9 protein-coding genes are annotated in these 12,361 nt (G+C 67.1%); 4 read left to right on the top strand and 5 right to left on the bottom strand.

Annotated features, from left to right (window positions below; genetic code table 11):
- Positions 1 to 62 precede the first annotated feature (62 nt).
- Positions 63 to 980, bottom strand: coding sequence for an LpxL/LpxP family Kdo(2)-lipid IV(A) lauroyl/palmitoleoyl acyltransferase (locus tag AC5P65_RS18390; RefSeq protein ID WP_058983548.1), 918 nt, complete (start codon positions 978 to 980; stop codon positions 63 to 65).
- A gap of 60 nt (positions 981 to 1,040) precedes the next feature.
- Between AC5P65_RS18390 and waaA the strand changes: the two genes are divergently transcribed.
- Both waaA and AC5P65_RS18380 read left to right on the top strand, forming a co-directional pair.
- A complete protein-coding gene (waaA, locus tag AC5P65_RS18385; RefSeq protein ID WP_111098065.1) occupies positions 1,041 to 2,339 on the top strand; it encodes a lipid IV(A) 3-deoxy-D-manno-octulosonic acid transferase in 1,299 nt (432 codons plus the stop codon).
- A gap of 225 nt (positions 2,340 to 2,564) precedes the next feature.
- Complete coding sequence (locus AC5P65_RS18380) at positions 2,565 to 3,791, top strand: APC family permease (protein WP_241744897.1); 1,227 nt, start codon at positions 2,565 to 2,567, stop codon at positions 3,789 to 3,791.
- Between the two features lie 66 nt (positions 3,792 to 3,857).
- Here AC5P65_RS18380 and AC5P65_RS18375 read toward each other — a convergent pair whose 3' ends face one another.
- From AC5P65_RS18375 to AC5P65_RS18365, 3 genes are all read right to left on the bottom strand, one after another.
- A complete protein-coding gene (locus AC5P65_RS18375) occupies positions 3,858 to 5,216 on the bottom strand; it encodes a TolC family outer membrane protein (RefSeq protein WP_005419128.1) in 1,359 nt (452 codons plus the stop codon).
- Positions 5,217 to 5,232: 16 nt separating this feature from the next.
- The gene (locus AC5P65_RS18370) at positions 5,233 to 5,880 is read right to left on the bottom strand and encodes a protein-L-isoaspartate O-methyltransferase family protein (protein ID WP_019662052.1); all 648 of its coding nucleotides are present in this window, start codon (positions 5,878 to 5,880) and stop codon (positions 5,233 to 5,235) included.
- A 135-nt stretch (positions 5,881 to 6,015) separates the two neighbouring features.
- Positions 6,016 to 6,696: a TetR/AcrR family transcriptional regulator gene (locus tag AC5P65_RS18365; RefSeq protein WP_019662051.1), complete on the bottom strand. Its 681-nt coding sequence runs from the start codon at positions 6,694 to 6,696 to the stop codon at positions 6,016 to 6,018.
- A gap of 117 nt (positions 6,697 to 6,813) precedes the next feature.
- Between AC5P65_RS18365 and AC5P65_RS18360 the strand changes: the two genes are divergently transcribed.
- Positions 6,814 to 7,944: an efflux RND transporter periplasmic adaptor subunit gene (locus tag AC5P65_RS18360; RefSeq protein ID WP_111099200.1), complete on the top strand. Its 1,131-nt coding sequence runs from the start codon at positions 6,814 to 6,816 to the stop codon at positions 7,942 to 7,944.
- 4 nt (positions 7,945 to 7,948) lie between these two features.
- The gene (locus tag AC5P65_RS18355; protein ID WP_111099201.1) at positions 7,949 to 11,110 is read left to right on the top strand and encodes an efflux RND transporter permease subunit; all 3,162 of its coding nucleotides are present in this window, start codon (positions 7,949 to 7,951) and stop codon (positions 11,108 to 11,110) included.
- A 278-nt stretch (positions 11,111 to 11,388) separates the two neighbouring features.
- On the opposite strand, the gene AC5P65_RS18350 is transcribed toward AC5P65_RS18355, so the two are convergent.
- Positions 11,389 to 12,294, bottom strand: a complete 906-nt coding sequence (locus tag AC5P65_RS18350) for a LysR family transcriptional regulator (protein ID WP_021202147.1) — start codon at positions 12,292 to 12,294, stop codon at positions 11,389 to 11,391.
- Between the last annotated feature and the right edge of the window lie 67 nt (positions 12,295 to 12,361).

Below are 12,361 nucleotides of genomic sequence, written 5' to 3'. Positions count from 1 at the left end.
TTCAGAATGCTCCGCGTCATCAAATTCACGCCATGCGTGGACGAAACCCTCCCGCCCCACCGTTATTTGTAGAAATCACTCCGGCCGCCGGGCTGGCGCTTGAAGCGGCGGTGGATCCACAGGTACTGGTCGGGAGCCTCGCGCACCATCGCTTCGATGGCCTGGTTGACCCGCGTGGTATCGGCTTCCACATCCTCGCTGGGAAAGTTCTCCAGCGGCGCGCCGATCTTCAGGAAGTACTTCCCGCCCTCGCGGCGGTGGAAGTAAGGAATCACCGCACAACCGGTCATCCGCGCCAGCTGGTGGGTGGCGGTAATGGTGGATGCGGTATGGCCGAAGAAGGGCACGAACACGGTGTCCTTGCCGCGCATGTCCTGGTCCGGCGCGTACCAGAGGAAGCCGCCCTTCTTCAGGTGGCGCACGGTCGCGCGGATGTCCTCGTTGGCGAACATCGCCTTGGCATAGCGCAGGCGGCCGAACTTCACCGCCCACTCGTACACCGGGTTCTTGTGCTTGCGGTACATGCCTGAAAGATCGACGTAGTCGCACAGCAGGCGGCCGCACATCTCCAGGGTCATGAAATGGCCGGACACCAGCAGTACGCCGCGGCCTTCGGCCTGCATCCGCCGCAGATGTTCCAGGCCTTCGATCTGCACCTGTGGGCGGATGCGGTCGATGCTGCCCCACCACGCGCGGATGCACTCGAACACGCCCACACCCAGTGCGTCGAAGCTGTCGCGCACCAGGCGCTGGCGCCAGGCTTCGTCCTTTTCCGGGAAACACAGCCGCAGGTTGACTTCGGCGGCGCGACGGCGGCTGCCGAGCAGGCGCCAGCTGATCCAGCCCACGCCCCGACCGAGCGCACGCTGCAGCATCCATGGCAGGCGGGCGATGGCGAAGGCGCCGAGCATGGCGGCGAACATCGGCCAGTTGCGGGGATCGCGCAGCGACGGACGGACGGCGGTGGTGGCATCGGACATGGCGCCATTCTACCAACCCGGCAGCGTGTCTTTCCCGGGGGGCTCCCGTATCCTTGCCGCATGCGCAAAGACCCTGCCGAATGGATCCTGCGCGGCCTGTACTCGGCCGTGCTCTACATCCTGCTGCCGATCACCGTGTACCACCTGGTCTGGCGCGGTTTCCGGGTCCGTGAATACTTCCGGCGCTGGGACGAGCGCTATGCCTCGTATCCGCAGCCGACCGGCCAGCCGCGGGTCTGGCTGCATGCGGTCTCGGTGGGCGAAGTCAATGCCGCCGCGCCGCTGGTGAATGCCCTGCGCCAACAGCGTCCGGACATCCGCTGGGTCATCACCACCATCACGCCGACCGGTTCGGAGCGCGTGCGTGCGCTGTGGGGGGACGCGCTGGACCACGTCTATCTGCCGTACGACGTGCCGGGCAGCGTCAACCGCTTCCTCGGCCACTTCCAGCCCAGCCTGGCGCTGATCCTGGAAACCGAGCTGTGGCCGAACATGCTGTTCGGCTGCCGCGACCGCCATGTTCCGGTCTATATCCTCAACGCCCGCCTGTCTGCGCGTTCGCTGCGCGGTTACCGGGTGCTGGCGGCGCTGATCCGCCGTGCGCTGCGCACGGTCACCTGCGTGGCCGCGCAGTCGCAGGACGACGCCGCGCGCTTCGTGCAGCTGGGGGCGGCGCGGGAACAGGTGCAGGCCCTGGGCAACCTCAAGTTCGATATCGCCACGCCGGATGTGCAGGGCTTCGTCGAGCAGTTCCACGCCTGCGTGCCCGCCGGGCGCCCGGTGTGGATCGCGGCCAGTACCCATGATGGCGAGGAGCAGGCGGTGATCGACCTGCATCGGCGCCTGCGCCAGCAGCACCCCGACCTGTTGTTGCTGTGGGCGCCGCGGCACCCCGAGCGCTTCCCGAAGGTGGAGGCGCTGGCGCGCGAGCAGGGCTGGAGCGTGGCGACCCGTCGTGCGAAGCAATGGCCCGAGGCCGGCACGGATGTATTCGTCATCGACACCCTGGGCGAGCTGATGCCGTTCTATGCCTGCGCGCAGGTTGCCTTCGTCGGCGGCAGCCTGCAGCCGATTGGTGGCCACAACCTGCTGGAACCGGCGGCAATGGGTACTGCGGCTGTGACCGGCCCCCACCTGCACAACTTCGCCGAGATCTCCCGCCGCATGCGTGAGGCCGGTGCCTTGCTGATCGGCGATGACGTGCAAGCGGTGGGTGACCTGCTGCAGCACCTGCTCCAGGACCCGCAGGCGCGCGAGGACATGGCGCGGGCAGGCTGCACGTTGATCAGCAATGGCCGTGGCGCTTTGCAGCGCACGCTGGCCCTGGTCGCGCCACATCTGCCGCCGCCGCGCGGCTGAGTCCACCGGCCGCACAGGCCTGCGCCCAGTCCGTCGACTGACGTGATCGACTGCATCAATTCTGCTTAGCGGGCGGAGTTCTGTCGCGACAGAACCGGGTGCGCGTCGCTGGGCGTGTCTGCGGTCACATCGCGGCGTGCACGGCAAGGATTCTGATACCGCCCTTCGGCGCAGGCTGCCAGCCTGCTGTCGACCGCGCTTGGACGGATATCAAGGGAGCTTGCGATGGATGGGGGCAGCAGGCCGGAGGGCATCGGTGATGCCCGGCCCGGCATGGAGTATCTTGCAGTGGTGGCGCTGACGCTGCTGCTGGGGGGCAATGTGGTCGCGCTGATCGGCCAGCACACGGCGGCCGAGGCTGGGCCGGCCATCGTGCTGAGCCTGTTGCTGGCCGCACTGGGTACGATGCCACTGCTGTATTGCCTGCACGCCCTCAACCAGCAGCTGCCGGCTGTCGATGGCCTGCAGGGAGTGTTGCGTGCGTGCTGGGGCCGGGCATCCGCCGGTGTGCTCGGCGGCGCGCTGTTGTTGGAACTGGTGGCGACCATGGGTGGCGTGGCGCAATCGCTGGCCCGTCATCTGCGTGCACTGCTGGCCTATTGTGGAGTCGAGGCCGACTACGCGGTGCCGGGTCCGCTGATGGCCAGCCTGGCGGTGCTTCTGATTGGTGTAGTCGGGTTGCTGCCGTGGCGACGAATGGTTCTGGTGGCGTGTGCGCTGTTGACGATGAAGATCGGGACCGGCCTGCTGCTGGTGGCACTGGCAGCCCGTTACATGCACTACGCGCACTGGATTCCCTGGCTGCCGGAGGCGACGGCTCCCTATCGCTTTGGGCTTGGTGGTGTATTGGCGGCGAGCGTGCCGCTGCTGGGTGCGTTCGCCAGCGTGGGCCTGGCGGTTGGATTTCCCGGCTTGGGCGGGCAGGTGAAGGCGCGCCAGTCGCGGCTGCTGGCGGGCATGCTGCTGCTGGCCATGCTGTTGCTGATCGTGGTCGCTGCATTGCAGGCCGGGCTGGTCGAGTTCCCTGCATTGGACAGCACGCGACCGCTGGCGGTAGCCCTGCAACCGCACCCGCAGTTGCAGTGGCTGATGCCGTTGCTGCCGCTGGCCGGCGCGGCCGGATTGGCCGCGCTGCTGCTGGTGCTGCTGCGGGTGGGCCTGTGCTTGGCGATGCAGCTGTGGCCGGCACGGCATGACGAAGCAATCGGCATGCATGTGCAGGCGGTGCCGGTCGCGTTGATTCTGTCAGCGGCGGTGCTGGCTTTCGGCGTGCCCGCGGGCATCCTGCCGGTGCTGCCCGGCCCGGTCGTGCTGGTGGTGATGGCCGCCCTGTGCCTGGCCGTACTGCGCGGGCAGTCACCGTTGGCACGTGGCCTTGCGCTGCTGGCGCCTGTGGCCGCCGGACTGTGCATGCTGGCCGCCATCGGGTGGCTGCGGGCCTGGCCCGGCTGATGGCCGTGCATCGCGCACAAAAAAGCCACCCTCGCGGGTGGCTTTTCGTTGCCGGCTGGCGACGGCTCAGTGCGTCGTCGTTGCCGGATTGCCCGCGTCCTGGGTCAGCAGGCGGTTCACGTCCTGCAGCTCGGCCACGTCCAGTGCACCCAGCGACTGGCTCAGCAGCAGGCGGTTCTGCAGGAAGGTGTAACGGGCCTGGGCGTAGTCCAGCTGCGCCGAGAACAGGATGCGCTGGTTCTGGATCACATCCAGCACGGTACGGGTGCCGACCTCCAGGCCGACCTGCGAAGCGTCGTACGCGCTCTGCGCCGAGACCACCGCCAAGCGGCGGGCTTCCACTTCGCTGATGCCCTGCACCAGGGTCTGGTAGGCATTGCGGGTATTGCGGTCCAGGGCACGCTTCTGCTGCTCGTAGCCGTCCTGGGCGATGTCACGCTGGGCCAGCGCCTGGCGCACGCCCGACTGGGTGGCACCACCGGAGAAGATCGGCACGCTCAGGGTCAGGCCGATGCTGTTGGTGCGTGCGTCCGGCGACAACGAGCCGGCGCCGGTGCTGTCGCCCCAGGTCGCGCTCTTGCCCCAGCTGCCGCCCAGCGACAGGGTCGGGTAATGGCCGCCGCGGGCAGCCTGCACGCCAGCTTCGGCCGCACTGACCTTCAGCTCCTGCGCCTTCAGCGCCGGATTCTGGGTGGTGGCCTGCTGCACCAGCTCATCGATGTTGCCGCGGTTGGCCGGCACTTCCGGGCGGAAGTCCGCCGGCAGGCCACGCAGGTTGGTCACCGGCTGGCCGGTCAGTTCGGTCAGGGCCTGGTAGTTATCGGCCAGGGTGTTCTGCGCAATGATGGTGTTGGCACGCGCCTGGTCGTACTGGGCGCGTGCTTCGTGCACGTCGGTGATCGGCGCCAGGCCCACTTCCAGGCGCTTGTCGGCGAAGTCGAACTGCTTCTTCGCGGCCGCTTCGTTGGTCTGCGCGGCGTTCAGCGATTCGATCGCCACCAGCACGTTGAAGTAGGCCGCCGAGGTGCGCACGATCAGGTTGTCGTTGGCCGATTCGAGGGTGAAGTCCGCCGCCTTGCTCAGCTCACGCTGCGAGCGCAGGTTGTTGATCTGGGTCCAGTTGAACAGCGTCTGGCTGCCGTCGATCGTGTAGGTGCGGCGCTTGTTGGTGAACGAGCCGGAGTTGGCGTCGGCGTTCGGCTCGCTGCGCGTGCGGTTCAGCGCGGCCTGGCCGTTGATCTGCGGCAGCAGGGCGGCACGCGCCTGCACGGCGCCTTCCTTGTCGTACAGCCGGGTCGATTCGGCGGCCGACAGCTGCGGATCGCCGTTGCGGGCCATTTCGTAGACCTGCAGCAGGTCGGCGGCATGGGCGGACAACGGCAGCAGGGCAGTGGCCAGCGCAACAGCGAGGGATCGGCGGATCATTGCGGCTTCCTTGGACTCAGAGGTGGAACTGGGGGGCCGGGGCGGCACCACGCAGGTAATCGATATCGGTCTCGAACAGGGACTCGGAGCTGCCGTCGGCCTTGACCAGCAGGGCCTCCATCGCCGGCGAGCGGCCGTGGATCACGAACAGGCGGCCACCCGGACGCAGCCACGAGGCGAACTGTGACGGCACCACGTCGACCGCACCAGTGACACAGATCACGTCAAAGCGGCGTTCGGTCTGCCAGGACAGGGCATCGGCCACTTCCACGCGGACGTTGCTGCCCAGGCCGGAAGCGTCCAGGCGGGCACGCGCGGCGGCGGCCAGCTCCGGGTCGATTTCCAGGCTCAGCACATCGCGCGCCAGCGCGCCGATGCAGGCGGCCAGGAAGCCGCTGCCGGTGCCGATTTCCAGCACTTCGTCACCCGGCTGCAGGTCCAGCGCCTGCAGGGTACGGCCCTCGATGACCGGCTTCATCATCTTCTGGCCGTGGCCGATCGGCAGTTCGACATCGGCGTAGGCCAGTGCCCGGTGTGCATCGGCGACAAAAGCCTCGCGCGGCAGGCGGGCCAGGACGTCGAGCACCTTGATGTCCAGCACGTCCCAGGGACGGATCTGCTGTTCCACCATCAGTTCGCGGGCGTGGGCGTAATCAATCGTCATGAGGTTCAAATCCAGCGCAGTGGGCCGGCCATTTTACCGGTGCCGGAGGCCGGCGGCGCGCCCAGAGCATCAGCTGCCGGGGGCCGGGGTCGCAGTGCCGGAAGTCATCGCGACCTCCGGTTCGTTCAGTTTTGGTTATTCAGCTGTTCCGGCCCCTCGCGGCGCGTAGGCGCGCAGGAAGAAGTCGATGCTGGCGGTCACGTGGGCAAGAGGGTCGCATTCCACCGGTGACAGTGGCATGCCGCACATCATATGCATGTGCACTTCGCCCTTGACCAGGGTCAGGAACTGCTCGCCAGCCAGCGAATAGTCGGTGATTTCCAGCTCGCCGCGCTCGGCGCGTGCCCGCAGGAAGTCAGCCAGGGCCTCGCAGGTACGTTCCGGTCCTGCCTTCCAGAACAGCTCGCGCAGGCGTTCGTCGGTCTCCGGCGCCATCATCATGCGCTGGATCGAGATCGCCGCGTCGGAGGTGATCAGTTCGAAGAAGGCCAGACCGATGCCGATCAGCTGGTCGCGCAGCGGGCCGTCCGTGTCGGCCACGAACAGGGCATCGGGCAGCATTTCAATGCACTTTGACTGCACGGCCTCGGAGAACAGGGTCTCCTTGTCGCCGAAGTGGCTGTACACGGTCAGCTTCGAGACGCCGGCCTGGGCGGCGATGGTGTCCATGCTCACGCCGGTATACCCCTGTTCGATGAACAGTACCTTGGCTGCTTCAAGGATCGCCGCGCGCTTGCCCAGATCCTTGGGGCGCCCGGGTCCGGCGGCCTTGGCAGCAGGCTTGGCCGACGGCTTGCGGGAAGTGGAAGAACTCATCGCAACAATACTAGACCAAGCGGTTCGATATTTATACTATACCGGCCGGTTTATTAAATTGGGCCGGCAGTCGCGGCTCCCCCTTGTTGCAACCCTGCGTTTTCAGGACGTTGACCGATGAAGATCGTGCGCTGGATGGGCGGTATGGTGTGGGTGGCTGCGCTGGCAGCCTGTTCGGGACAGGAACAGGCGCCGCAGGCGGCCGTGCCGGTACTGGTGGTTCACCCCGGCGAACAGGCCGGACAGGCGCCGGCGGCATTCCCGGGCACGGTGCGTGCCCGCCAGGAAAGCCCGCTGTCGTTCCGCGTCGGAGGCAACCTGGTCAAGCGCCACGTCGATGCCGGCCAGCGGGTGAAGAAGGGCGACGTGCTGGCCGAACTGGACGTGGCTGACTTCGCGCTGCAGGCCCGTGCCTCACAGGCGCAGCTGGCTGCGGCCGAGGCCGACCTGGTGCGTGCCCGCGATGACCTCAAGCGCTACCAGGTGCTGGCCGACCAGCAACTGGTCAGCCGCTCGCAGCTGGACCAGCAGTCCGCGGCGTTCAAGGCCGCGCAGGGCCAGGCCAATGCGGCCCGCGCCAACCTCGATGTGCTGCGCAACCAGGCTGACTACGCGCAGCTGCGCGCGCCGGCCGATGGCGTGATCGCCAGCCGCGAGGCCGAAGCCGGGCAGGTGGTGTCCGCCGGCCAGACCATCTTCAACCTGGCCGCCGATGGCGGCCGCGAAGTGCTGATCGACCTGCCTGAAGCCACCATCCGCGACTACGCGGTCGGCCAGCCGGTCGAGGTGGAACTGTGGAACCGCCCGGGCCAGCGCCTGCCCGGTACGATCCGCGAGATCGCCGCCGCCGCCGATCCGCAGGCACGCACCTATGCCACCCGCGTCAGCCTGGCCGCCGATGCGCTGGCCGATGTCGAACTGGGCCAGAGCGCGCGCGTCTACAGCAGCGCCGGTCGCCACGGTACCCTGCAGCTGCCGCTGGGCGCGCTGCAGCGCGGTGTCAACGGTGCCGCCAGCGTGTGGGTGGTCGATCCGGCCAACAGCACGCTGAAGGCCGCCTCGGTCACCACCGGTGCGTTTGGCAGCGAGACCGTGCCGGTGCTGTCCGGCGTGAACGCGGGTGACTGGGTGGTTGCCGCCGGTGGCCACCTGCTGCGAGCGGGCCAGCCGGTGATCGCCGTGGACCGGCAGAACCGCCCGGTGCTGAAGCCGGCCGCGCCGGCCGCTGCCGCCAAGGCCAGGGAGTAAGCCGGTGCGCCGCTTCAATCTTTCCGAGTGGGCGCTGGCCAATCGCCCGCTGGTGCTGTTCGCGATGCTGGCCTTCGCGCTGATCGGCGCGTGGTCGTACAAGCACCTGGGCCAGTCCGAGGATCCACCATTCACCTTCAAGGCGATGGTGGTGCGCACGCTGTGGCCGGGCGCCACCGCCGAGCAGGTCTCGCGCCAGGTGACCGAGCCGATCGAGAAGGCGCTGATGAACACCGGCGAGTACGAGTTCATCCGCTCCTATTCGCGCCCCGGCGAATCGCAGGTCATCTTCATGGCCCGCGACAGCCTGCGTTCCAGGCAGATCCCGGACCTGTGGTACCAGGTGCGCAAGCGCGTGGGCGACATCCGTGCGACGCTGCCGCGCGAGATCGTCGGCCCGTTCTTCAACGATGAGTTCGGCGACACCTACGGCAACATCTATGCGTTGACCGGCAAGGGCTTCGACTACGCGGTGATGCGCGACTACGCCGACCGCATCCAGCTGGAACTGCAGCGCGTGCCCGATGTCGGCAAGATCGACCTGGTCGGCCTGCAGGACGAGAAGGTCTGGATCGAGCTGTCCAACACCCGCCTGGCCACGCTGGGTGTGTCGATGCAGCAGGTACAGCAGGCGCTGGCCGACCAGAATGCGGTCACCGGCACCAGCTTCTTCGAGACCGCCACCGATCGCGTGCAGCTGCGCGTGACCGGCCAGTTCAACGACATCGAAGCAATCCGCCAGTTCCCGATCCGTGCTGGCGACCGCACCGTGCACCTGGGTGACATCGCCGAGGTCAAGCGCGGCTTCGCCGATCCGGCGTCGCCGAAGATGCGCTTCATGGGCGAAGAGGCGATCGGCCTGGCGGTGGCGATGAAGGATGGCGGTGACATCCTCAAGCTCGGTGCCAACCTTGATGCCGAGTTCCAACGGCTGCAGAAGACCCTGCCGGCCGGCATGCAGCTGCGCAAGGTGTCCGACCAGCCGCAATCGGTGGAAGAGTCGGTCGGCGAGTTCGTGCAGGTGCTGACCGAGGCGGTGGTGATCGTGCTGCTGGTCAGCTTCTTCTCGCTGGGCCTGCGCACCGGCCTGGTGGTGGGCGTCACCATTCCGCTGGTGCTGGCGATGACCTTCTTCGTCATGCACTACTTCGACATCGGCCTGCACAAGATCTCGCTGGGCGCGCTGGTGCTGGCGCTGGGCCTGCTGGTGGACGATGCGATCATCGCGGTGGAGATGATGGCCACCAAGATGGAGCAGGGCTACGACCGCCTGCGCGCGGCCAGTTTCGCTTGGGAATCGACTGCGTTCCCGATGCTGACCGGTACGTTGATCACCGCAGCCGGCTTCCTGCCGATCGCCACGGCGGCATCGAGCACCGGTGAATATACGCGTTCGCTGTTCCAGGTGGTGACCATCGCGCTGGTGGTGTCGTGGATCGCGGCCGTACTGTTCATTCCCTACCTGGGTGACAAGATGCTGCCGGACCTGTTCAATCCGCAGCCGCCCAAGCCGGGCAGCCTGTCCGCGCGCTGGCATGCCAAGCGCCAGCAGTGGGCCGACCGCTACCCGGCGCTGGCCAACCTGATTGCGCCGCCGCAGCATGGGCACGACCATGATCCGTACCAGCGCCCGTTCTATCGCAGCTTCCGCCGCTTCCTCGATACCTGCCTGCGCCATCGCTGGTGGGTGATCGCCGCGACCATCGCCCTGTTCGTGTTCTCGCTGATGATGTTCCGCTTCGTGCCCCAGCAGTTCTTCCCGGACTCGACCCGGCCGGAGCTGATGGTGGACATCGAGCTGGCCGAGGGCGCCTCGCTGCGCTCGACCCAGGCCCAGGCCGAGAAGCTGGAAAAGCTGCTGTCCCGCCGCGAGGGCATTGCCAACTACGTGTCCTATGTGGGCACCGGTTCGCCGCGCTTCTATCTGCCGCTGGACCAGCAGCTGCCGGCGACCAACTTCGCCCAGTTCGTGGTGTTGGCCAAGGACATCAAGGCGCGCGAGAGCACCCGCGACTGGCTGCTGCACGAGGTGATCCCGAAGTTCCCGGACGTGCAGATGCGCGTGACCCGCCTGGAGAACGGACCGCCGGTCGGCTATCCGGTGCAGATGCGCATCTCCGGCGAGCACATCGAGAAGGTGCAGGCGATCGCGCGCCAGGTCGAGGCCAAGGTGCGGGAGAACCCGCACGTGATGAACGTCAACCTGGACTGGAGCGAGCCGAGCAAGGTGGTGCGCCTGGTGGTCGACCAGGAGCGCGCCCGTGCGCTGGGCGTTAGCAGCGCCCAGGTCAGCCAGTTCCTGTCCAGTTCGTTGGCCGGGCAGTCGGTGAGCGTGTATCGCGAAGGCAATCGCCAGATCGAGATGCTGCTGCGCGGGCCGTCCGATGAGCGCAACCAGCTGGAGCTGCTGTCCAGCCTGTCGATGCCCACCGCCAACGGTGGTAGCATCACGCTGTCGCAGGTGGCGACGATGGAGTACGGCTTCGAGGACGGCATCATCTGGCACCGCAACCGGTTGCCGACGGTGACCGTGCGCGCCGACATCAGTGATGGCATGCAGGCGCTGGACGTGGTTCATCAGATCCTGCCCACACTGGATGGCATCCGTGCCGAGCTGCCCAGTGGTTACCTGCTGGAAACCGGCGGTACCGTGGAGGATTCGGCACGTGGCCAGAACTCGATCAAGGCCGGCATGCCGCTGTTCCTGGTGGTGGTGGCCACGCTGCTGATGCTGCAGCTGCGCAGCTTCTCGCGTGCAGCGATGGTGCTGGTGACCGCGCCGCTGGGCATCATCGGCGCGACCCTGTTCCTGCTGCTGTTCCGGGCGCCGTTCGGCTTCGTCGCGCTGCTGGGCACGATCGCACTGGCCGGCATGATCATGCGCAACTCGGTGATCCTGATCGACCAGATCCAGCAGGACATCGATGCCGGGCATGACCGCTGGCATTCGATCATCGATGCCACGGTGCGCCGTTTCCGCCCGATCGTGCTGACCGCGCTGGCGGCGGTGCTGGCGATGATTCCGCTGTCGCGCAGCGCGTTCTACGGCTCGATGGCGATCTCGATCATGGGCGGCCTGATCGTCGGTACGGTGCTGACGCTGGTGTTCCTGCCGGCGCTGTATGCGGCGTGGTTCCGGGTGAAGCCCGATGAATCCGGGGCGTAACGCCCCGGGTTCCACGGCCACCGCCTCTGGTAGGTGCCAACCTTGGTTGGCACTGCGGCTTGCATCCACGCATGGCCCGGATTGATCTGCTCGCGGGATCTGCTTTCTGTAGAGCCGAGCCATGCTCGGCTGCTCTTCGCGCGATGACGGGATGAGTCGAGCATGGCTCGACGCTACAGAAGCATCCACGCATGGCGTGGATCTACCGCGATTTGCCATCGCTCGGTAGGTGCCAACCTTGGTTGGCACGGATGCATGCATCCACGCATGGCGTGGATCTACTGCAGCTGCAGGCCGGCCCTCAAGACCGGCAGCAGCCATTCGATGAACACCTGAACACGCTGCGCGCGGTGTTGCCGATGCGGTTGCAACAGCGTCACCGGCAAGGGCTGCGCTACGTGCTGTGGCATCACCTCCACCAACGCGCCGGATTGCAGTTCGGCCTGCACGTCGTAGCGCGGAATCTGCAGCAACCCCAACCCCGCCACACAGCACGCAATCGATGCCTCGGCGCTGTTCACCCGCACCCAGCCGGGCATCGGCAGCGTGCGCAGTTGGCCGCCGTCCTGCCACTCCCACGGTTCCACCCGTGCCGTGGTCGGCGACGCGTAGTTCACCGCGCGGTGCTGCGGCAGGTCGGCAGGATGCTGCGGCATGCCGTGTTCGCGCAGGTAAGCGGGCGCGGCGACGTTGACGAAGTCGAGCTGGCCCAGCGTGCGCGCCACCAGGCTGGAATCGCCCAGTTGACCGACCCGCAGCACCGCATCGCAACCGTCCTCGATCAGGTTTACCGCGCGGTCGGTCATGCCCAGGTCCACTTCCACCTGCGGATACTGCGCGAAGAATTCGGGCAGCGCCGGTGCGATGATGCGGCGGCCGATGCGGCTGGGCACGTCGATCTTCAGCAGACCGACCGGTTGCGCATCGTCTTGACGGAACAGCGATTCGGCGTCCTCAACCTCGGCGATCAGGCGCAGGCAGCGGGCATGGAACACGTCGCCATCATGGGTGGTGGACACCCGGCGGGTCGAGCGCTGCAGCAGGCGGGTGCCGAGCCTCTGTTCGAGCTCGGCCACCGCCGCCGAAACGGTCGAGCGGGGCAGGCCGAGCTGGTCGGCGGCGCGGGTGAAGCTGGCGCACTCCACCACCCGGGTGAAGATGCGGAAGCGATCGATCCGGTCCATTGTTCGCTTGCTCTGGAAAGTTAAGTCAATGTGGCGGGCTTTATCCGCTTTTTCTGCACGATATCGT

This window comes from Stenotrophomonas sp. YJH_SMC_48-3, assembly GCF_059369375.1.
Note: the sequence above shows the minus strand (reverse complement) of the source record. Positions and strands in the feature narration are given on the sequence as shown.

Excerpts from the sequence above, each read along its gene's own strand:
- AC5P65_RS18360 (WP_111099200.1), top strand. The coding sequence starts at position 6,814 with ATGAAGATCGTGCGCTGGATGGGCGGTATGGTGTGGGTGGCTGCGCTG.
- waaA (WP_111098065.1), top strand. The coding sequence starts at position 1,041 with ATGCGCAAAGACCCTGCCGAATGGATCCTGCGCGGCCTGTACTCGGCC.
- AC5P65_RS18350 (WP_021202147.1), bottom strand. The coding sequence starts at position 12,294 with ATGGACCGGATCGATCGCTTCCGCATCTTCACCCGGGTGGTGGAGTGC.
- AC5P65_RS18375 (WP_005419128.1), bottom strand. The coding sequence starts at position 5,216 with ATGATCCGCCGATCCCTCGCTGTTGCGCTGGCCACTGCCCTGCTGCCG.
- AC5P65_RS18365 (WP_019662051.1), bottom strand. The coding sequence starts at position 6,696 with ATGAGTTCTTCCACTTCCCGCAAGCCGTCGGCCAAGCCTGCTGCCAAG.
- AC5P65_RS18390 (WP_058983548.1), bottom strand. The coding sequence starts at position 980 with ATGTCCGATGCCACCACCGCCGTCCGTCCGTCGCTGCGCGATCCCCGC.
- AC5P65_RS18370 (WP_019662052.1), bottom strand. The coding sequence starts at position 5,880 with ATGACGATTGATTACGCCCACGCCCGCGAACTGATGGTGGAACAGCAG.
- AC5P65_RS18380 (WP_241744897.1), top strand. The coding sequence starts at position 2,565 with ATGGATGGGGGCAGCAGGCCGGAGGGCATCGGTGATGCCCGGCCCGGC.